General features: G+C 72.8%; 16 protein-coding genes and 1 pseudogene. 8 read left to right on the forward strand and 9 right to left on the reverse strand.

Features of this window, described 5'->3' with window-relative positions:
- Positions 1–141 precede the first annotated feature (141 nt).
- Positions 142–342, forward strand: coding sequence for a hypothetical protein (locus ACZ3TI_RS02725; RefSeq protein ID WP_465722538.1), 201 nt, complete (start codon positions 142–144; stop codon positions 340–342).
- A 178-nt stretch (positions 343–520) separates the two neighbouring features.
- Here ACZ3TI_RS02725 and ACZ3TI_RS02730 read toward each other — a convergent pair whose 3' ends face one another.
- The 5 genes from ACZ3TI_RS02730 to ACZ3TI_RS02750 all read right to left on the reverse strand — a co-directional run bounded on the left by ACZ3TI_RS02730 (position 521) and on the right by ACZ3TI_RS02750 (position 6,652).
- Entirely contained in the window at positions 521–1,540 is a 1,020-nt protein-coding gene (locus ACZ3TI_RS02730) for a LacI family DNA-binding transcriptional regulator (RefSeq protein ID WP_465722540.1), read from the reverse strand.
- Between the two features lie 25 nt (positions 1,541–1,565).
- Positions 1,566–3,281, reverse strand: coding sequence for a glycoside hydrolase family 13 protein (locus tag ACZ3TI_RS02735; RefSeq protein WP_465722542.1), 1,716 nt, complete (start codon positions 3,279–3,281; stop codon positions 1,566–1,568).
- Between the two features lie 65 nt (positions 3,282–3,346).
- Positions 3,347–4,252 carry a sugar ABC transporter permease gene (locus ACZ3TI_RS02740; RefSeq protein WP_465722544.1) on the reverse strand — a complete coding sequence of 302 codons (906 nt, stop codon included), beginning with the start codon at positions 4,250–4,252 and terminating at the stop codon, positions 3,347–3,349.
- A 40-nt stretch (positions 4,253–4,292) separates the two neighbouring features.
- Positions 4,293–5,294, reverse strand: a complete 1,002-nt coding sequence (locus tag ACZ3TI_RS02745) for a carbohydrate ABC transporter permease (protein ID WP_465722546.1) — start codon at positions 5,292–5,294, stop codon at positions 4,293–4,295.
- An 80-nt stretch (positions 5,295–5,374) separates the two neighbouring features.
- Positions 5,375–6,652, reverse strand: a complete 1,278-nt coding sequence (locus ACZ3TI_RS02750; protein ID WP_465722548.1) for an extracellular solute-binding protein — start codon at positions 6,650–6,652, stop codon at positions 5,375–5,377.
- Positions 6,653–6,959: 307 nt separating this feature from the next.
- Between ACZ3TI_RS02750 and ACZ3TI_RS02755 the strand changes: the two genes are divergently transcribed.
- Entirely contained in the window at positions 6,960–7,463 is a 504-nt protein-coding gene (locus tag ACZ3TI_RS02755) for a GNAT family N-acetyltransferase (protein ID WP_465722550.1), read from the forward strand.
- Between the two features lie 18 nt (positions 7,464–7,481).
- Here ACZ3TI_RS02755 and ACZ3TI_RS02760 read toward each other — a convergent pair whose 3' ends face one another.
- The 3 genes from ACZ3TI_RS02760 to ACZ3TI_RS02770 all read right to left on the reverse strand — a co-directional run bounded on the left by ACZ3TI_RS02760 (position 7,482) and on the right by ACZ3TI_RS02770 (position 11,842).
- Positions 7,482–8,546, reverse strand: coding sequence for an aldose epimerase family protein (locus tag ACZ3TI_RS02760; protein ID WP_465722552.1), 1,065 nt, complete (start codon positions 8,544–8,546; stop codon positions 7,482–7,484).
- A gap of 285 nt (positions 8,547–8,831) precedes the next feature.
- Positions 8,832–11,108: an ATP-binding protein gene (locus ACZ3TI_RS02765; protein WP_465722554.1), complete on the reverse strand. Its 2,277-nt coding sequence runs from the start codon at positions 11,106–11,108 to the stop codon at positions 8,832–8,834.
- Positions 11,105–11,842, reverse strand: coding sequence for an AAA family ATPase (locus tag ACZ3TI_RS02770; RefSeq protein ID WP_465722556.1), 738 nt, complete (start codon positions 11,840–11,842; stop codon positions 11,105–11,107). The genes ACZ3TI_RS02765 and ACZ3TI_RS02770 overlap by 4 nt, the downstream gene beginning before the upstream one ends.
- 309 nt (positions 11,843–12,151) lie before the next feature.
- Between ACZ3TI_RS02770 and ACZ3TI_RS02775 the strand changes: the two genes are divergently transcribed.
- The 3 genes from ACZ3TI_RS02775 (at position 12,152) to ACZ3TI_RS02785 (ending at position 15,514) form a co-directional block, all read left to right on the forward strand.
- Positions 12,152–13,099: a terpene synthase family protein gene (locus ACZ3TI_RS02775; RefSeq protein ID WP_465722558.1), complete on the forward strand. Its 948-nt coding sequence runs from the start codon at positions 12,152–12,154 to the stop codon at positions 13,097–13,099.
- A gap of 353 nt (positions 13,100–13,452) precedes the next feature.
- A complete protein-coding gene (gene exaC, locus ACZ3TI_RS02780; protein ID WP_465722560.1) occupies positions 13,453–14,976 on the forward strand; it encodes an acetaldehyde dehydrogenase ExaC in 1,524 nt (507 codons plus the stop codon).
- A 214-nt stretch (positions 14,977–15,190) separates the two neighbouring features.
- Entirely contained in the window at positions 15,191–15,514 is a 324-nt protein-coding gene (locus ACZ3TI_RS02785) for a nuclear transport factor 2-like protein (RefSeq protein ID WP_465722562.1), read from the forward strand.
- Positions 15,515–15,582: 68 nt separating this feature from the next.
- Here ACZ3TI_RS02785 and ACZ3TI_RS02790 read toward each other — a convergent pair whose 3' ends face one another.
- Entirely contained in the window at positions 15,583–16,803 is a 1,221-nt protein-coding gene (locus ACZ3TI_RS02790; protein WP_465722564.1) for a serine hydrolase domain-containing protein, read from the reverse strand.
- Positions 16,804–16,905: 102 nt separating this feature from the next.
- On the opposite strand from ACZ3TI_RS02790, the pseudogene ACZ3TI_RS02795 reads away from it, so the two are divergent.
- The 3 genes and pseudogenes from ACZ3TI_RS02795 to ACZ3TI_RS02805 all read left to right on the forward strand — a co-directional run.
- Positions 16,906–17,394 (forward strand): annotated as a pseudogene (locus ACZ3TI_RS02795) (NUDIX hydrolase); the annotation flags it as partial.
- Positions 17,395–17,522: 128 nt separating this feature from the next.
- A complete protein-coding gene (locus tag ACZ3TI_RS02800) occupies positions 17,523–18,359 on the forward strand; it encodes a TetR/AcrR family transcriptional regulator (RefSeq protein WP_465722566.1) in 837 nt (278 codons plus the stop codon).
- Between the two features lie 228 nt (positions 18,360–18,587).
- Positions 18,588–20,447: a hypothetical protein gene (locus ACZ3TI_RS02805; RefSeq protein WP_465722568.1), complete on the forward strand. Its 1,860-nt coding sequence runs from the start codon at positions 18,588–18,590 to the stop codon at positions 20,445–20,447.
- The last annotated feature ends 34 nt before the right edge of the window (positions 20,448–20,481 follow it).

Consider the following 20,481-nt stretch of genomic DNA (forward strand, 5'->3'; position numbering starts at 1 on the left):
GTCGCTCCTCCCCGGGGGTTCCGGCGTACCCGCGGGCGGCCTGTGGACGATCCCGGCACGTACCCGGGGGTTCCGGCGCATTCCGTGGTGAAACCCCGCTCCGACGGGCATGCTGCTGCTCTGCACCCGAGGAGGAGTCACATGGCCCAGGTCACCGTCACGCTCGACGCGAACCTCGCGATCGACGCGATGATGCTCTCCGGTACCAAGAACCCGCAGGACGCCGTCGAACTGGTCCTGCGCGACTACCTGGCCCGCGGCCGCCGTACCGAGACCCGTACCGGCGAAGCGGCCGACGGCCACCGCCTCACCGTCGAGCGCCCGACCGCCCAGGAGGGCTGATCCCGGCGCACGCCGAAGGGCCCCGGAGGTCAACTGCCCTCCGGGGCCCTTCCCTTGGCCTCTCGGCGCCTCGGCGCGTCGGCACGTTGGCCTCTCGGCACCTCGGCACGTCGGCACCTCGGCACGTCGGCACCTCGGCCTCTCGGTGCCTCGGCACGTCGGCCCCGGCTGCCGCCGCTCAGCGCGCGCAGGCCCCGGTGGACCCGCGCATCACCAGCTCCGGCTGGAACATGAACTCGCCGCGCTGGACGGCGTTCCCGCCGACCTCCTCCAGCAGCGCGTCCACCGCCGCGGTGGCCATCGCCTCGACCGGCTGGCGGATCGTGGTCAACGGCGGCTCAGTGAAGGCGATCAGCGGCGAGTCGTCGAAGCCGACCACCGACACGTCCTGCGGCACCGAAAGCCCGCGCTGCCGCACCGCCCGGATCGCTCCGAGCGCCATCATGTCGCTCCCGCAGACGATCGCCGTGCAGCCCTTGTCGAGCAGCGCGCCGGCCGCCGCGTGTCCGCCCTCCACGCTGAACAGCGTGTGGTGGACGAGGTCCTCGGCCTCCTCCTGGGTGCGCCCGAGCACCTCCCTCATCGCCGCCGTGAAGCCTTCTATCTTGCGCAGCACGGGCACGTACCTGCGCTGCCCGACCGCCAGCCCGATCCGCTCGTGTCCGAGCTCGGCGAGGTGCTGGACGGCCATCCACATCGCGGCCCGGTCGTCCGGCGAGATGAACGGCGCGTCGATCTTCTCGCTGTAGCCGTTGATCAGCACGAACGGCACCCCGCGCCCGGCCAACCGCGCGTACCGGTCGTGGTCGGCCGTGGTGTCGGCGTGCAACCCGGAGACGAAGACGATGCCCGCCACGCCCCGGTCCACCAGCATCTCCACCAGTTCGTCCTCGGTGGATCCGCCCGGGGTCTGGGTGCACAGCACCGGCGTGAAGCCGTGCCGGCTGAGCACCTGCTCGATCACCTGCGCCAGCGCGGGGAAGATCGGGTTGCTCAGCTCCGGCGTGATCAGCCCGATCAGCCCGGCGCTGCGCTGCCGCAGCCGGGTCGGCCGCTCGTACCCGAGCACGTCGAGTGCGGCCAGCACCGTCTGCCGGGTGGCGGCGGAGACGTTCGCCTTGCCGTTGAGCACGCGGGAGACGGTGGCTTCGCTGACCCCCGCCTGTGCCGCGATGTCTGAGAGTCGCGCCGTAGTCACGGTCCCAGAGCCTATTGCAACCACGTCAGACCGCCCACCAGCCGGTGCTGTCCGGAGCGAGCACCGTCTCGCCGCCGTCCACCACGAGGCCGGTCGATGCGAGCAGCAGCCTGCCCGGGGCCGCGATCCGCACCGGCTCGCCGGTGGTGTTCACGGTGCAGACGAAGGAGCCGCGGCGGAAGGCGAGGGTGCCCTCGGGGCCGTCCAGCCACTCGACCCCGGTGCCGGCGCCGAGGTCGGCCTGCGCCCGGCGGACGGCCAGTGCGCTGCGGTAGAGCTCCAGGGTGGAGGACGGGTCGCCGGTCTGCGCCTCGACGCTCAGTTCGGCCCAGGCGGCCGGCTGCGGCAGCCAGGACGGGCCGCCGGCCACCGGTCCGAAGCCGTACGGGGCCTCGGTGCCGGACCACGGGATCGGGACGCGGCAGCCGTCGCGGTAGCCGTCCTGTCCGGCCTGACGGAAGAACGACGGGTCCTGGCGGACCTCGTCGGGCAGGTCGGTGACGTCCGGCAGGCCGAGCTCCTCGCCCTGGTAGATGTACGCGGAGCCGGGCAGCGCGAGCATCAGCAGGGTGGCGGCGCGGGCGCGGCGCAGGCCGAGTTCGCGGTCGCCGGGGGTGCGGATCTGGGTGCCGAGGCCGGGCTCGTTGGCGAAGCGGGTGGCGTGCCGGGTGACGTCGTGGTTGGACAGCACCCAGGTGGTGGGGGCGTCGACCGGGCGCATCGAGTCGAGCGAGAGGTCGATCACCTCGCGCAGCGCGGCGGCGTCCCAATCGGTGCCCAGGTACTGGAAGTTGAAGGCCTGGTGCAGCTCGTCGGGGCGGACGTAGTTGGCGGTGCGCTGGACGGTCGGGGTCCAGGCCTCGGCGACGCCGATCCGCTGGCCCGGGTACTCGTCGAGGATCTTGCGCCAGCTGCGGTAGATCTCGTGCACGCCGTCCTGGTCGAAGAACGGCATGACGTCGTTGCCGAGCAGCTTGAGCTGGTCGGAGCCGCCGAGGTCGGGCAGCCCGGGGGCCTTGACCAGGCCGTGGGCGACGTCGATGCGGAAGCCGTCCACGCCCATGTCGAGCCAGAACCGCAGGATCGAGCGGAACTCGTCGGCGACGGCCCGGTTCTCCCAGTTGAAGTCGGGCTGCTCGGGGGCGAACAGGTGCAGGTACCAGTCGCCGGGGGTGCCGTCCGGGTTCTCGGTGCGGGTCCAGGCCGGGCCACCGAAGATGGACTCCCAGTCGTTGGGGGGCAGTTCGCCCTTCTCGCCCTTGCCGGGGCGGAAGTGGTAGCGCTCGCGCAGCGGGGAGCCGGGGCCCTCGCGCAGGGCGCGCTGGAACCACTCGTGCTGGTCCGAGGAGTGGTTGGGGACCAGGTCGACGATGATCCGCATGCCCAGCTGGTGGGCGTCCCGGATGAGGGCGTCGGCGTCCAGCAGGGTGCCGAACATCGGGTCCACGGCGCGGTAGTCGGCGACGTCGTAGCCGGCGTCCGCCTGCGGCGAGGCGTAGAACGGCGAGAGCCAGACCGCGTCCACGCCGAGGTCGCGCAGGTAGGGCAGGCGGCTGCGGATGCCGGGGAGGTCGCCCATGCCGTCGCCGTTGGAGTCGGCGAAGCTGCGCGGGTACACCTGGTAGATGACCGCGTCCCGCCACCAGCCTCTGTGCGCGCCGCCGGCCACAGGAGCCGGGGCGGCCGCCTCGTGAGCGGTGTCGGCGGCAGGCCGGGAGGTGTCGGCCAGGTTCTGGGTCATGGACGGTATCCCTTGGGGATCGGAGGAGCGGGGAGCCTTGCGCGCGAGGTGTGCCGCGTCAGGCGTCACGACTTGGAGGCACCGGCGGTCAGGCCGGTGACCAGGTGGCGCTGCACCAGGTAGAAGAAGGCCGCGGACGGGATGGCGATCAGTACGGCGGTCGCGGCCATCAGGTTCCACTGGGCGTCGTGCTCGCTGACGAAGGTCTGCAGGCCGACGGCCAGCGTGTACTTGTCGGAGCTGAGCATGAACGTCGAGGCGAACGGGACCTCGGCCCAGTAGGTGAGGAAGGAGTAGAAGGCGGCGACCGCCAGGCCCGGGCGGGCGAGCGGCAGCACCAGCCGCCAGAAGGTGCCGAACGGGGTGAGCCCGTCGACCCGGCCGGCCTCGTCGATCTCGACCGGGATGGTGTCGAAGTAGCCCTTCAGCAGCCAGGCGCAGTACGGCACGGTGGTGGTCGAGTAGACCAGGATCAGACCGGTGTAGCTGTCCAGCAGGCCGAGTTCGGAGAGCATCGTGTACATCGGCACGATCAGCACCGCGATCGGGAACATCTGGGTGACCAGCAGCGACCACATCAGCGGCTTGTGCCCGGGGAACTTCATCCGGGAGACGGCGTAGCCGGTGGTGGCGGCGAGCATGACGCCGAAGACGGTGGTGATGCCGGAGACCAGCAGGGCGTTGCCGAACCAGGTGAAGAAGTCGGTGTCGGACAGCACGTGCTGGTAGTTCGACAGCGTGAGCTTGTCGAGGATCTGGCCGGGGTGGAGGTAGTCGGTCTTGTCCGGGCCGAGCGAGACGAAGAAGATCCACCCGACCGGGAACAGCGCGATCAGGCTGGCCACGATCAGGGTGCCGTGGGACAGCGCCCGGGCCAGCGGGCTGCTCTCGCCGCGGCGGCGGACCTTGGCCGGCCGGGCGGCCGGGGCCGCGGTCGCCGCGGGGGCCGGGCGTTCGGTGGTGGTGCTCATCGGGGTTACCTGCCTTCGTGGGTCAACTGGGTCCGGGGCCTCAGCCGTTGGCCTGCTCGTTGCGGGCGAGCCAGCGCCGGTAGAAGGCGGTGAAGACGATCAGGATGGACAGCAGGATCACGCCGTACGCGGCGGACTGCGCGTAGTCCCGGGGGATCTGGCCGAAGCCGAGGCGGTAGGCCCAGGTGACCAGCAGCTGGGCGTCGGGCGCGCCGTTGCCGAACAGCAGGAAGATGACGTTGAACTGGTTGAAGGTCCAGATCACGCCGAGCAGCACGACGGTGGAGGAGACGGTGCGCAGTCCGGGCATGGTGACGTGCCGGAAGCGCTGCCAGGGGGTGGCGCCGTCCATCTCGGCGGCCTCGTACAGCTCGGCCGGGATGGACTGCAGGCCGCCGAGCAGCGAGATCATCATGAACGGCACGCCGGCCCAGGTGTTCACCAGGATCGCGGACGCCTTCTGCGCCCACGGGTCGGTGAGCCAGCCGGGCTCGGGCAGGTGCAGGGCGGAGAGGATGCCGTTGACGACGCCGCCGTCGGAGAGCATCAGGCGCCAGGAGAAGACGGTGACGAAGGTCGGCACGGCCCAGGGCAGGATGAGCATCATCCGGTAGAAGGCGCGCCCACGCAGCTTCTTGTTGAGCAGCAGGGCGAGGCCGAGGCCGAGGGTGTAGTGCAGGAAGACGCAGACGGCGGTCCAGGCGATGGTCCAGACGAAGTGCGACCAGAAGCGGTCGTACGAGCCGGGGCCCCACAGGATGTCGGCGTAGTTGTCGAAGCCGACGAAGCTGTAGCCGGCCGGGATCTCGTTGACGCCGATCTTGCGGGCGACGTTGAGGCTGTTGGCGTCGGTGAGGGTGAGCCAGATGCCCTGGCCGAGCGGGTAGAGCACCAGCACGCCGAGCACCAGCACGACCGGGGCGATCATCGCGTAGGCGTACCAGTGCTTGGCGTAGGAGCGCTTGAGGCGTTCCAGCAGGCCCGGACGCTGCTCGCGCTCCCGGCTGCCCTTGCCGGTGGCGCCCTGCACGGCGACTGACATCGTTTGCACCTTCTCGGGGGGAGTCTCGGGGGAGCCGACGGCCCGGCCTGCCGGGAGGGGTGGCAGGCCGGGCACGGGGACTACTTGGCGAAGCCCGGCAGGAGCTTGGCGTAGTCGGTGGCGACGGTGTTCAGCGCGTCCTGGGTGCCGGTGCCCTGGACGGCCTTGCCCAGGTTGGTGCTGAGCGAGGCGAACAGCGAGCTGTACTCGGGCAGTTCGGGGCGCGGCTTGGCGCTGGTCAGGATGGACTGGAAGCCGGCGATGCCCGGGTCGGCCTTGACGTCGGCCGTGAAGGCGTCGGAGCGGGTGGGCAGGGTGGAGTTCTTCTGCGCGATGAACGCCTGGCTCTCGGCCGAGGTCATGAAGGCGGCGAACTTCTCGGCGGCGGCCTTGTGGGCCTTGTCGGCACCGGCGTAGACCGAGATGTTGTGGCCGCCGGTGGGGGCGCCGGCCTTGCCCGCGGAGCCGCCGGGGACGGCCGCGATGCCGAGGTTGTTCTTGTCGGCGAAGGCCGAGCCCTTGTAGATGTTGGTGATCTCCCAGGGACCCTGGATGATCGCCGCGACCTTGCCGCTGTTGAAGGCGTCCATCATGTGCGCGTAGGCGTCGGTGGTGATGTCGGCCTTGGCGGTGCCGGGCGCGGTGAACATCGTCTTGTAGGTCTCGACGGCCTTGACGGCCTCCGGCGAGGTGACGGTGATCTTCTTGCCGGCGGCGTCGACGGTGTCGGTGCCCTCGCCGAACAGGAACGGCATCGCGTAGTAGCCGTCGGCGGCCTTCAGCCAGAAGCCGTCCACGCCGGCCTTGTCCTTGACGGCGGCGGCGTCGGCCTTCAGCTCGTCCCAGGTCTTCGGCGCCGCGGTGATGCCGGCCTTGGTGAACAGCTCCTTGTTGTAGAGCAGGCCCAGGGTGTCGGTCACCAGCGGGACGCCGTACAGCTTGCCCTCGTACTTGGCCTGCTGGATCAGGCTCGGCTGGAAGGCGGAGGTGTCGGCGGCGGCCGGGGTGCCGTCCAGCGGCTCCAGGTAGCCGGCCTTGGCGAAGGCGGCGGTCCAGCCGACCTCGGAGCGGAACACGTCCGGAGCGCCCTTGGCCCCCATGGCGGTCTGGAGCTTGTTCTGCGCCTGGTCGAACGGGACGTTGACGAAGTCGACCTTGATGTTCGGGTTGGCGGCCTCGAACTTCTTGACGAGCTCCTGGTAGTTCGGCGCCTCGTTGGTGGCGTTCGAAGTGTCCCAGTACGTGAGGGTGACCGGCCCGTCGGCCTTGCCGTCCGAGCTGGAGCCGCTGCTGCCACAGGCAGCCATCGAGACCGCGAGGGCCACAACGAGGGCAGAGGCCGCGATGCCACGCCGCATGAGAACTCCTTGGGAGGGTGGGGGTGCCCGAGATGTTCGGAGACAGGCGCATAATGGCTGCCTCGTGCCGACCGCATCCTTGCTGCCGTCGGGCTGGAAGGAAGTTAACAGCGGTGAAAGATCAACGGAAAGTCCTTGCAGCAAGTTTCTGCAAGAAACGGGGATCGTTACAACCGCGTGTCCTGGGCGTTGCCGCACGGTAGTTGATTCGCGCGGCCATTGCCCCGGATTGACCGATTCGCCCCTCCCGGAGTGGCCGACAGGACCACCGTCCGTGGCTGAAAGCCGTCTCCAGGAGACTGGACGCATGCGCATCAGAGCCGTCACCGGGGACGAACTTCCCCTGCTCGCCGAGCTGGAACGGGCCGCCGGAGCCCCCTTCGCCGCGATCGGCATGCCGGAGATCGCCGAGGACGAGCCCCCGGCGCCGGAGGAGCTGGCGCACTACCTCGACCACGGCGTCGCCCTCGCCGCCGAGGCCCCCGACGGCGCGATCGCCGCCTACCTGCTGGCCGAGCCGGTCGACGGCGCGCTGCACATCGAGCAGGTCTCGGTCCACCCCGACCACGCCCGCCGCGGCATCGGCCGGGCGCTGATCGAGCACCTCGCGAGGACCGCCGACGCCCCCGCGCTCACCCTCACCACCTTCGCCGAGGTGCCCTGGAACGCCCCCTACTACGCGCGCTGCGGCTTCCGCCCGCTGACCGACGCCGAGGTCACCCCGGGCCTGCGCGAGATCCGCCTCAGGGAGGCCGAGCACGGCCTGGACCGCTGGCCCCGGCTCTGCATGCGCCGGGACCTGCGCCGGTGACCCGCTGAGCGCGACCCGCTAGTTCGTCCCCAGCCGCAGCACGGTGGTCGAGCGGAACTCCTCCCCCGGCCGCAGCACCGTGCTGGGGAACGCCGGGTGGTGCGGGGAGTCCGGGAAGTGCTGGGTCTCCAGCGCGATCCCGGCGAACGGACCGTACGGGACGCCGCTCGCGCCGGTGACCGCGCCCTGGAACTTGTTCGCCGTGTAGACCTGGATGCCCGGCTCGGTGGTCAGCACCTCCAGGGTGCGTCCGCTCGCCGGGTCCTCCAGCAGCGCCGCCCGCGCCGGGCTGCCGTCCGCCGGCCGGGCGCGCAGCACCCAGTTGTGGTCGAAGCCGCCCGGACCGACCAGCTGCGGGTGCGGGTCGTGCACCGACTTGCCGATCGGCGTGGCCACCGTGAAGTCGAACGGCGTGCCGGCCACCGGCTCGGTCCGCCCGTACGGGATCTGCCGCTCGTCGGCCGGGGTGTACTCGTCGGCGTCCAGGGTGAGCAGGTGCCCGAGGACGTCGCCGCTGCCTTCACCCGCGAGGTTGATGTACGCGTGGTTGGTCAGGTTGACGACGGTCGGCTTGTTGGTGACCGCGCGGTAGGCGATCACCAGCTCGCCCGAGGCGTCCAGCGTGTAGTCGACGGAGACGTCCAGCCCTCCCGGGAAGCCCTGGTCCCCGTCCGGGCTGTGCAGTCGCAGCCGCACCCCGCCCTCGACCGGCTCGGCCGCCCACATCCGGTGCGCGAAGCCGTCCGGCCCGCCGTGGATCGTCATGCCGCCACCGGTCGGGGCGAGCCGGTGCTCCTCGCCGTCGATGGTGACCGACGAGTGGTCGATCCGGTTGGCGTACCGGCCCACCACCGTTCCGTAGTGCCGGGCCGGGCCCAGGATCTGGGCCAATTCGTCGCTGGCGAGCAGCAGTTGGGCCGAGCGGCCGGAGCGGTCCGGCGCGCTCAGGGTGTGCAGGGTGGCGCCGAGGGTGAGCACGCTCGCCTCGTACGGGCCGGCCGTGAGCGTCCAGCGCCCGATCGCGGCACCCGCGCCCGAGGGGTCGAGGGGTTCGTGCCGAACGCTGGTGGCCTCGCTCGCCATGGCCTGCTCCTCACTGTCGGCCGCGGCGCACCGCGACCGCCCGCTTCCTGGTCCACCGGGGAGGTCGCCGCGGCGGCCCCGTAGTCCGTCAGCCTAGCGACGGCGGCGACGGCGGGGGCGCTTCCGCGCCAGCGCGCGCCGCCCGTCCGTCCGTCACGGCTGCTCGTACCCTTCGGCCGCCCGTTGGTCACGGCTGCCTGGCCGCTTCGGTCGCCCGTACGCAGCAGCCGCCCTGACCGACCGTCGCCCTGACCGACCGTCGCCGCCATGTCCGGAGGCCGACCGCTACTCCTCGTCGTCCGGCAGGGTCGCGTCCCGCTGCTGCGGCGGCAGTCCGAGCGCCGAGGCCAGCCCGTCCGGCCCGCTGCCCGCCTTGCGGTAGACCGCCGCCAGCCGCCGGTTGACCAGGCCGATGTGCAGACCGAGCTCCTCGGCGATCCGCTGCGGCGGCAGGCCCTGCACCGCCCGCCGGGCGACCTCCATCTCCGGGCCGCTGAGCGTGTCCAGCGTCTCCCGGAAGTCGCGCAGCCCGAGCCGGTTGGGCCGCAGGCCGTAGTTGGCCAGCTCCCGCCGGGCCCGGTCGACCAGCCCCTCCGCCGAGCAGTCCTGGGCCAGCTCGATGCCCTGGTACAGGTACTCCTGGGCGTCCTCCAGGCGTCCGACCCGGCGCAGCGCGGCGCCGAGGTCGACCAGCGCGACGGCGTGCTCGTAGCCGGCCGGGGACTGCCCGAGGTGCGTCACGGCCTGCTCCAGCAGCTCGACCGCCTGCTGCCCGTCCTCGACCTGCGCCCGCAGCCGCAGCGCGGTGCCGATCGCCGAGGCGGTGCCGGAGTCGTGCGCGTACCGGACGGCCCTCCGGGCGTACTCGCGGGCGCGCTCGGGCTCGTCGTCCGCGATCGCGATGGCGAGGTGGCCCGCCCAGGGCGCCCAGACCGTGTTGCGCCAGCCGCGGACCTCCAGCTGGGCGCCGGCCTCGGTGAGCGCGGCGGCGGCGCCCGCGTGCCGGCCCTTGGCGATCAGGAGCTTGCCGTACAGCGAGGCCGCGTCCGGCAGCACCATCGCGGTCGCGTGGTACGGCGGGTGGAAGCCGAAGTCGTTGGCGAGCTCCCAGGCCTCCTCGATCCGGCCGCGGGCGATCAGGGTGTCCACCAGCACGCCGACCGCGTCCCAGGCCAGCGGCAGCTTCGGCGCGATCCGCTCGGAGATCCGGTACGCCCGGCGCAGGAAGTCCTCGGCCTCGGCGAGCAGGCCGCGGCGGAACCGGGCCAGCCCCATCAGGAAGTACGCGAAGCCCCGGTGGGCGCCGCTCCAACCGGCCACCTCGAACTGGATGATGGCGTCCGCGGCCAGCCGCTCGGCCTGGGCGACGCGGTCGTTGTAGATGTAGGTCAGGGCGAGCATGGAGGGCAGTTCGAAGCCCCAGGTGGTGTCGGTCCAGCCGAGGCCCTTGGGCAGCCGCTCGCCGTCCAGGACGTTGTCGGCGAGAGCGAGCGCGTCGGCGGAGGAGGCGCCGCGCAGGGTGAGGTCCCAGGCCCGCATGGCGAGCACGGCCCGGTCGGCGGCCTCCCGGCCGGTCAGGCCGTCACACATCTCGCCGAGCCGGGCGGAGCGGCCCGGTCCGTCCTCCTCGGACTTGCGGAAGGCGTGCCACATGAACGAGGCGGCCTGGAGGCGCTGCCGCCCGGCCGGGTCGTCGGTCTGCTGCGCCTCCTCCTGGCAGACCAGCGCGGCCTGGCGCAGCTCGCCGCTGTGCGCGAGCACCTCGGAGAGCCGGAAGGTGGCGTCCACCCGCAGTTCGGGGCGCAGCGGCACCTCGTCGGGGTCGAGGGCGAGCTTGAGCTGGTTGACGGTGGCCACGGGGTCGGTGAGCAGGGCGGAGCAGCCGAGTTCGTACAGCACCTCGGCCTTGATCTCATCGGCGGGCGGCTCGTTGAGCGCACGGTTGAGGCAGCGCTGGGCGGCCTCGGGGGCGCCGATCAGCTGGTGCTCGACGGCGGCGCGGCGCAGCTTCTTGACGATCCGGTCGTCGCCCTCGCCGGAGTGGGTCTCGACCAGGTGGCGGGAGGCGGCGAGCAGGCCGAGTCCGGCGTTCTCGATCTCGACGGCGGCGATGCCGTGCATGCCGAGTCGGGTGGCGTCCGGCATGGTGTTGTAGATCGAGCTGGCGATCAGCGGGTGGACGAACTCGAGGTTCCCGTTGGGGGCTTGGGTGAGCACGCGTTGCTTGCGCAGCTGCTTGATGGAGTCGCGGGCGCCCTCGGTGCTCTGGGTGGAGATCCGGGTGGCGAGGTCGACCCGGATGTCGGTGCCGAGCATGGCGCAGGCCCAGGCGAAGCGCAGGGTGCTGGCTCCGAGCTGGTCCAGCCAGCTCTTGAGGGTCATCCCGGTGGCATCGACGGCGAGTTCGCGCAGTTGCCGGGAGTTCTCCTCGACCGGTTCGAGCTCCTGGTCGCGGACCTGGTCGAGCAGGCGACCGGCCTCGAAGGGGTTGCCGTTGACGACGTTCCAGAACTCGTAGCAGAAGGCGTCCTCGGCCTTGTCGCCGAGTTCGGCGCGGATCATGTCGGTGACGGAGCTGAGGTTGAGCCGGTTGAGCTCGTGCTTACGGCCCTTGAGCCGACGACGTCCCGGCGGAACTCCTGGGTCTCGGCAGGCCAGTCGTTCTCGTCCTCGCGGAAGGCGAAGACCAGCAGGACGGGCAGTTCGCCGGAACGGACGGCGAACTTGGCGAGCCAGGACAGGGATTCGGCGTCGGCCCAGTGCAGGTCGTCGACGATCATCACCATCGGCGCGCGACGCGGTGCGAGCTGGGTGAGGACGTAGTCGAGGCCGTCGCGCACGCCCTGCGGGTCGAGGCGGCGGGCGCCGGCCTTGGGCTGCTTGAGGCCCATGGCCGGCCCGACGACCTCCTCCCAGGTGCCCATGACCTGGCGGAAGACATCAGGCTGCAGGTCGCTGAGCACGGGCTGGAGCAGCTGGCGCAGCACGTGGTAGGGCTCCTTGAACTGCCGTTCGCCACCCCGGGCGAACAGCACGGTGGCGCCCTCGCGCAGCTTGGCGATCCGCCGGACCTCGTGCAGCAGGCTGGTCTTGCCGATGCCGGGGCGTCCGGAGAAGGCGAGCAGGTCGCCGATCTCGGTGCCGCCGGCGGCGAATTCGCGGCAGAGCCGGTCGACGGCGGCTTCCACCGAGCGCAGTTCGGCGTCGCGGTCGCGCAGTCGGACGCGGGGCGCGGTGCCGTCGCCGTCCCGGCTGGAACCGGTCCCCGTCCGAAGTTCGTTCTCCTGCTCGGTCACCGTCGCGCCTCCGCCTTGCCCGATCGCTCTCAGCTCCACCACTGCGTGGAGCCGAGAGTAGCGCTGCGTGGGCCTCACTGTGCGGCATTCGTGCAGGCTGGGGCGGACGGTGAGGGTTCGGGCGACTTGCCAAGGGCAATTGCCCTATATCCCTAACGTCCGATCATTACATCAGATACCCTACGGCCCCTGAGGCGCAGATGATCTTGCGAAACCACCCTCACCTTCTCGGCCTCGCCGTGTCAACTCCCCCCCACACTCAGTGCTCGAACCACAAGCGCCCCCACCCTCCGCTGCACCGGGAGTCCGATGTCTGACGACACCTCACTTCAGATTCCGTTCCCGCACCGCCGCAGTCCGTACGGCCCGTACGCCACGGCGCTGCACCGCGACTGGCTGATCCGTCACCCGATGCTCCCCGACGCCGACCACCCCGGCTACGCGCACTGGGAGGTGGTGGACCTCGCCGCGCTGGGCTACCCGGACGCGGGGCCGGACGAACTCGCCCTGGCGGCCGACCTGATGGGCTTCTACTTCCTCTTCGACGACCAGTTCGACGGCCCGCTCGGCCGCCGCCCTTCGGAAGTGGCGCCGATCTGCGAACGGTTGATCGCCGTCCTGCACGGTGCCCGCCCCGACCAGGGCTCCGCGGTCGAGACCGCGTTCGCCGACCTCTGGAACCGCAGCGCGCGCGGCATGCCCGCGCGCTGGCAGGCCCGTGCCGCGTACAACTGGGAGTACTACCTGGCCAGCCACCCGGCCGAGGCGGCCGGCCGGATCTCCGCCCGGCCTCCGGACCGGGACGGCTACCTGGAGCTCAGACGGGGCACCGCGGCGATGGAGACCATCTTCGACATGGTCGAACGGCTCGGCCAGTTCGAGGTCCCCGCCGCCGTCCTGCACCACCCGGTGCTGCGTCAACTCCGGCAGCTGGCAGCCGACATACCGTCACTCAGCAACGACGTGCGCTCGTACCCGCTGGAGGCGCCGCGCGGCGACGTCAACAACCTGGTGATGATCGTCCAGCGCGAGCGCCGCTGCTCGGCCGAGGAGGCCTGCTCGGCGGTCATCGCCGAGGCCCAGCTGATGGTCGAGCGCTGCGCCGAGCTGCACGAGCGACTCCCCGACGTCTACCGCGAGTTGGGCCTGTCCCGGATAGAACGCACGATCGCCCAGCGGTACGCGGACGGGCTGCTCACCTGGCTGGCGGGCTACCTCAGCTGGGAGGCCCGCACCGGCCGGTACCACGCGGTCTGACGCCCCGCCCGGCCATCCGGCCGCGACGGCACCGACCGGGGCAGCCGGCCGGGGCAGCCGCCCGCGCCCGCGCGAACGACCGTGCGACCGACCCTACGACCGACCGCGAGACCGACCCGCGCCTGTGCGACCGGCCGGAACGCGCACCGTCCGTACGGAACGGGCGTACGGACCGTAGCCGCGGCGCGCGCCCGGCGGCTATCGTGCTCGCGGCGGGCGCCCCGAGGGGGGCGTCCGGCCCGTGTGCGTGTCCTGAACCCTCCCGCCGGACCGACCCCGCCCGGGCGGTCCGGCGCGCCGCCTCCGGCCGGACGGCCCGGGTGGCGCCCGACGTCGCGAGGAGACACCAGAGCATGACGGTCTACCAGCCCCCCGGCACGCCCGGCAGCATCGTCGCCTACCGCTCCCGGTACGAGCACTGGATCGGCGGCGGATGGACGCCCCCGGTGCGCGGCGAGTACTTCGGCAACCCGACCCCCGTCACCGGTGAGGTGTTCACCGAGGTCGCCCGGGGCACCGCCGAGGACATCGAGGCCGCCCTGGACGCGGCCCACGCCGCCGCCCCCGCCTGGGGCCGCACCCCGGCCGCCGAGCGGGCCCAGGTGCTGCTGCGGCTCGCCGACCGGATCGAGGCCAACCTGGAGCAGCTGGCCGTCGCGGAGAGCTGGGAGAACGGCAAGCCGGTGCGCGAGACGCTGGCCGCCGACCTCCCGCTCGCCGTCGACCACCTGCGCTACTTCGCCGGCGCGCTGCGCGCCCAGCAGGGCAGCCTCTCCCAGCTGGACGAGGACACCGTGGCGTACCACTTCCACGAGCCGCTGGGCGTGGTCGGCCAGATCATCCCGTGGAACTTCCCGATCCTGATGGCGATCTGGAAGCTCGCCCCGGCGCTCGCGGCCGGCAACGCGGTGGTCCTCAAGCCCGCCGAGCAGACCCCGGCCTCCGTGCTGCTGCTCGCCGAGCTGACCGCCGACCTGCTGCCGCCCGGCGTGCTGAACATCGTCACCGGCTTCGGCGAGGAGGCCGGCGCCCCGCTCTCCGCCAGCACCCGGATCCGCAAGCTCGCCTTCACCGGCGAGACCTCCACTGGCCGACTGATCTCCCGCGCCGCGGCCGACAACCTGATCCCGGTCACCCTGGAGCTCGGCGGCAAGAGCCCCAACGTGTTCTTCGCGGACGTCGCCGCCACCTCGGACGCGTTCTACGACAAGGCCGTCGAGGGCTTCGCGATGTTCGCCCTCAACCAGGGCGAGGTCTGCACCTGCCCCAGCCGCGCGCTGATCGAGGCCCCGATCTACGAGCGGCTGCTCGCCGACGGCCTGCAGCGGGTGCGGGCGATGCGCCAGGGCGACCCGCTGGACACCGACACCCAGGTCGGCGCGCAGGCCAGCGTGGAGCAGCTGAAGAAGATCCTCTCCTACTTCGAGATCGGCCAGGCCGAGGGCGCCAAGGTGCTGACCGGCGGCGAGCGCGCCGACCTCGGCGGCGCCCTGGCCGGCGGGTACTACGTGACGCCGACGGTGTTCGAGGGCGACAACTCGATGCGGGTCTTCCAGGAGGAGATCTTCGGCCCGGTCGTCTCGGTGACCCGCTTCGACGGCTTCGACCAGGCCGTCGCCCTCGCCAACGACACCCAGTACGGGCTCGGCGCCGGCGTGTGGACCCGCAGCCTCAACACCGCCCACCGGGCCGGACGCGCCATCCAGGCGGGCCGCGTGTGGACGAACTGCTACCACGCGTACCCCGCCCACGCGGCCTTCGGCGGCTACAAGAACTCCGGCATCGGGCGGGAGACCCACAAGTCGCTGCTGGAGCACTACCAGCAGACCAAGAACCTGCTGGTCAGCTACTCCCCCGACGCGGTCGGCTTCTTCTAGGCCGACAGGCTGGACAGGAGTGGAGCGGGAGGCCGGACCGGGCCTCCCGCTCCACCGCCACTCCCCGTGGCGGGCTTATCGGGCGAATCGCCTGTTTCGGGATCTAAGCACATGAATCCCGACATTTTCCCGACGCGCCGCCGACATGCCCGGACGGCCCGCGCGGACGCCGTAAACAGGACTCCCCAACCCTCGCCCCCTCCGGGAGTCCCGCATGACCATCGCCGTCTCCAAGCTCTCCGACCCGGCCGTCCGCGACTTCGTCACCGCGATCAACACGGGCGACCGCGACGCCTTCGACGCCATCCTCGCCCCCGGCGCGACCATGTCCGACGACGGCTCCGACCGCGACCTGGCGGACTGGACGGAACGGGAGATCTTCGGCGCCGGCGGGCGGATGGCCGTCCAGACCGAGTCGGACGGCGGCCGCGCGCTGGTCGCCACCTTCACCAACGACACCTGGGGCGAGATGCGCACCGCCTGGCGCTTCACCGTCGACGGCGGGAGGATCAGCCGCTTCGAGACCGGCCAGGCCTGACCGACCGGGCCAGGAACGAGACCGGCCGGGCCGGGGAGACCGGCCGGGCCCGGACCGGAAGCCGGAGCTCAGGACAGCCCCAGGCACCCCCGCACCGCGCGGATCAGGTTCCGCGAGCGGACGTCCCCGGTGACACCGGGCTGCATGCCGTTGGTGACGTAGCCGAAGCCCAGCCCCAGCTCCGGGTCGGCGAAGCCCAGCGAGCCGCCCCGCCCCGGGTGCCCGAAGCTCGCCGGAGAGGCCATCGGCGCGGTCGGGCCGTGCCGCCAGAAGCCCAGGCCGAACGTGGAGTTGACGATCAGCACCCGGTCCGGCCCGCTCACCGCCGGACCGACCGCGCGGCTCAGCACCTCCGGGCCGAGCAGCGGCGGCAGCAGCGCTCCCGAGCCGTCCGGGCGGTCGGCCGCGCCGATCAGCGCCGCGTAGAACCGGGCCAGCGAACGGGCGGTGCCGATGCCGCCGGCGCCGGGGATCTCGGCGGCCTGCACCGCCGGGTCGTTGAGGTCGACCCCGGGACGCACCGAGGCGAAGGCCCGCGCGGTCAGCGAGGTCGGGTCCTGGTAGGCGTCCCGGACGTTCTGCTTGGGCCGCAGCCGCAGCCCGCTCGGTCCGGTCCGGGCCGCCTCCGGGGCGGGCAGGTCGACCAGCTTGCCGACCCGCGGCGCGGCCCCGGCCGGCAGCCCGATCCACAGGTCCAGCCCGAGCGGGCGGGCTATCTCCTCGGCGAAGTACTGTCCGATGGTCCGATCGCTCACCCGCCGCACCACCTCGCCGACCAGCCAGCCGAAGGTGTACGGGTGGTAGCCGTGCGCCGTGCCGGGCTCCCAGGCGGGCTCCTGCGCGGCGACCGCGGCCGCCGCGCGCTCCCAGGTGAGCACGTCCTCCAGCCGCAGCGGCACATCCAGCGCGGGCACCCCGGCCTGGTGCGAGAGCAGCCAGCGCACCGGCACCCCGCCCTTGCCGCCCGCCGCGAACTCCGGCCAGTACGAGGCCACCGGTGCGTCCAGGTCCAGCAGGCCGCGCTCGGCGGCCAGCAGCGCGGTGGTCGCGGTCAGGCCCTTGGTGACCGAGCGCAGCACCTGCGCGGTGTCCGCCGTCCACGGCACCGCGGGCGCGGGCCGCCCACCGACCTCGGGCCGGGCGTCGCCGCCCCACAGGTCGACCACCTTGCGGCCGTGCACGTACAGCGCGAAGGCCGCGCCGAGTTCGCCGAACTCGGCGAAGTTGCGCGCGAAGGCCTCCCGTACGGGCTCGAACCCCTCGGCCGTCTCGCCCCAGATCTCCACCACCGCGTGCCGCCTTCAGCCCGTCCCGACCTGCCTGACCTGCCCGCTTTCGACGATTCGTGGAAGTCCGTTCGAACCGGGCCCCGAAACCCTAACCTGTCGGTCATGACCAACCCTTCCGAGGAACTTCTGGACGTCGTCGACGAGCACGACCGGGTGATCGGGACCGCCCTGCGGGCCGAGGTCTACCGGCGCGGTCTGATCCACCGCTGCGTCTTCGTCCTGGTCCGCGACCCGGCCGGACGGATCTTCGTCCACCGCCGCACCGACACCAAGCTGTTCGCCCCCGGCGCGTACGACATGTTCGTCGGCGGCGTCGTCGGCTCCGGCGAGAGCTACGCCGAGGCGGCCGTCCGCGAGGCCGAGGAGGAGCTCGGCGTCCACGGGATCGCCCCGCGCCCGCTGTTCAAGTTCCTCTTCCGGGAGCCCGACGGCGGCAAGCTCAGCTGGTGGTGCGACATGTACGAGGCGGAGTGGGACGGCCCGGTCTCCCCGCAGGAGTCCGAAGTCGCCTGGCACGCCTGGCTCACCCCCGACGAGCTCGCCGAACGCCTCACCCGCGACACCTTCGTCGCCGACGGCCTCGAGGCCTACCGCCGCTACCTGGACCTCAAGGCCGTGTGGGGCGCGTCCTCGACCCCCGCCGCACTCACGCGCCGCACGGGTTCACGCGCTCTCGGGCCGCATGGGCTGCCGGACGGCCGCCGGATAGGCTGGCGGGCATGGCCTCCCGTACGCCGTCCCCGACGGCCGACCGCGCAGCACGGACCTCCGCACCCGACCGGGCGGCGGCGGGTGAGCGGCCCCGTCGGCGGCTGAGCGTGGACGAGCGGCGGGAGCAGCTGATCGCCGTGGCGCTGGAGCTGTTCAGCCGGCGGCCGCCGGAGGAGGTGTCGATCGACGACATCGCCGCCGCCGCGGGCGCCTCCAGGCCGCTGGTCTACCACTACTTCCCCGGCAAGCAGGCGCTGTACGAGGAGTCGCTGCGGCGGGCCGGCCAGGAGCTGTCGGCCCGCTTCGAGGAGCCCATGGAGGGGCCGCTGTCGGAGCGGCTGTACCGGGTGATGGGCCGCTACCTGGACTTCGTGCAGAGCCATGGTCCGGGCTTCGCGGCCCTGCTGCGCGGCGGTTCGGTGGCGGCCAGCGCGGGCACCTCGGCGGTGATCGACGAGGTCCGCCGGGCCGCGCAGGAGCAGATCCTGGCCCACCTGGCGCTGCCCTCGCCCAGTCCCGGGCTGCGGCTGACCGTCCGCGCCTGGATCGCCAACGCCGAGATCACCTCGCTGGAGTGGCTCGGCGAGCGCTCGGTGCCGCTGGAGGAGCTGCAGCTGCACCTGGTGCAGGAGTTCGTCGCGGCGCTCACCCTCACAGCCGCCCGGGAGCCGGCGCTCGCCGCCGAACTGTCCTCCTTCTTCGCCGACGAACGCCCGGAGGGCCCGACCGGGCGCCTGGTGCAGGACCTCGCCGGGCTGCTGGCCGTCCCGGGGATCCTCGACGCGATCACCGCGCTCGCCACCGGGACCCCGGGCGAACCGGCCGCCGGGGCCGCCGCCGAGTGACCGCCGGGCAGGCGCTGAGGACCGCCTCGGGGCCGGCTCCGGCCGCATCGGGCTCGCCGGAGGGCTGGTCACCACGCTGGCCCGGGTGATCATCGGGTCATCCTGCGGTTCGGTCAGGACGGTGGGCTCTGATAGGAATGGGCAGGGATTTGACGGCTCGCCGACGCGGCGGGCCCGGTCCCACCCGAACCACCGACGGCAGACGGAGCAGAGCGGGGGGCTCACCAGTTGACCCAGGACGTCCAATTCAGCGCGCAGGCCAACCCCTTCGCGGCAGCCGAGCAGGTCTGCGCGACCCTCGGCACGCTCACCGACGCCCTCTTCGACGAGCACACCTCGCGCCACCCGGCGGCCTCGCTGAGTGCCCTTCGGGCCGCCGGACACCCCGCCGCCGAGGCACTGTTCGGCCTGCCGCTGGCCCCCAACGGCCCGGTGTACACCGCCTTCGACCGGCTCGGCACGGTGGTCACCGCCGGCACCGCCCGTCCCGGCACCGGCGCGCGGATCGCCGACCGGGTGATCGGCGCGCTGCAGTCCCGCTACGGCGGCGGGGCGGTGCGCGGCGCCATCGCCGACCGGGGCACCACCTCGGCCGCACTGTTCCAGCTGCCGGTCACCGGCGAGTTCGCCGACGCCAAGCTGCGCCCGCCGTTCGCCCCGGCGCTGGCCGCGCTGGCAGCCGGACAGCAGACCCGGCAGCCGTTCGAACTGCCCACCGGCGCGGGCGCCGAGGTCCGGCTGGTCGTGCCGCCCGGCTTCCACCCGCTGACCTCCCCCGGCGGTGCCCCCGGGGTCTCCGCCCGTACGGTGCCGCCGCTGCCCGCCGACGCGGACCCGGCCGACGGCATCTCCGCGGCCACCGTGGCGGCCGCCGCGGAGCTGACCGGCCACCTGGCCGAGGTCGCCGAGGAACTGTTCGGCGCCACCGGCCTCGAGCCGCGCCGCGACTTCGCGGTCGTCTCCGCCACCCTGGCCGACCTGATCCACGACGCGGGCGTCGTCTACGCGGGCGTCTGCGCCCTGGAGCTCGACGACCGCGCCTCGGACGCCGCCCTCGTCATCTCGCTCGCTCGGCACCCGCTGCCGATCACCGCGCTCGCCACCGAACTCGCCACCGTCCGGCGGCACGCCGAAGTGTGGACGGTCCTGCTGCCGGCCGGCCCGGCCGCCGTCCTGGTCGAGGGACGGACCGTCCCGGTGCCCGGACCGCTGGCCGCCGACGGCCAGCGGCGCTGGGTGGTCACCTCCGCCGTCCAGGCCTTCGTGCCGCTGCCGGACGGCGGGACGGTGCTGTGCGCCCAGCTGTCCACGCCGCGGCCGGAGGACTGGGAGCTGTACACCGAGGTGTTCGCGGAGCTGCTGAAGAGCATCCAGTTCGGCTGGGACGGCGAGTCGGCTGCGGCCGCCGCCGCGTCGGCTTCCCCGCAGGCCCCTGCTCCGGCTCCGGTCGCGGAGACCGGGGCGGAGGCTCGGGCAGAGGCCCGGGCAGAGGCCCGGGCAGAGGAGAGCGTCCCGGTGAGGGTGGCGGAGGAGGAGCCGAAGGAGGTTCCCGTCCACCTGCGCGGCACGCCGGTGCGCGTGCCGCCCGCGGACTTCAACCCCTTCGCCCCGGTCGCCGAGTCGACCGCCGCCGAGGTCGAGCCGGCCGCGGACGACCGGCCGAAGGGCACCCCGGTCATGGTCCCGCCGCCGGACTTCGACCCCTTCGCCATGCCCGACCTCGCCTCCGCACCGGCGGTGGCCCCCGTCACCCGGCCCACCGGGGCGCCCGCGGCCGCCGACCCCTTCGGCACCACGGTCGCGTCCGAGCAGAAGAGCGACCCGTTCGGCACCACCCTCGCCGCTCAGGGCCCGGCCGTCCCACCGCCGCCCTCGACCCCGCCCGTCGTCCCGGCGTCCGTCGTCCCGGCGCCGGTCGAGACGGAGGCTGCGGACGGGGAGGAGAGCCGGCCCAAGGGCACCCCGGTCATGGTCCCCCCGCCGGACTTCGATCCCTTCGCCATGCCCGACCTCCCCTCCGCACCGGCGGAGGCACCCGAGGCGACGGCGACGGCGGACTCGCCGCCGGAGCACCGCCCGTTCGGCTGAGCAGCGCAGGGAAGCCGTGCGAACGAACGAGGTG

The organism is Kitasatospora sp. NPDC023120, assembly GCF_055560835.1.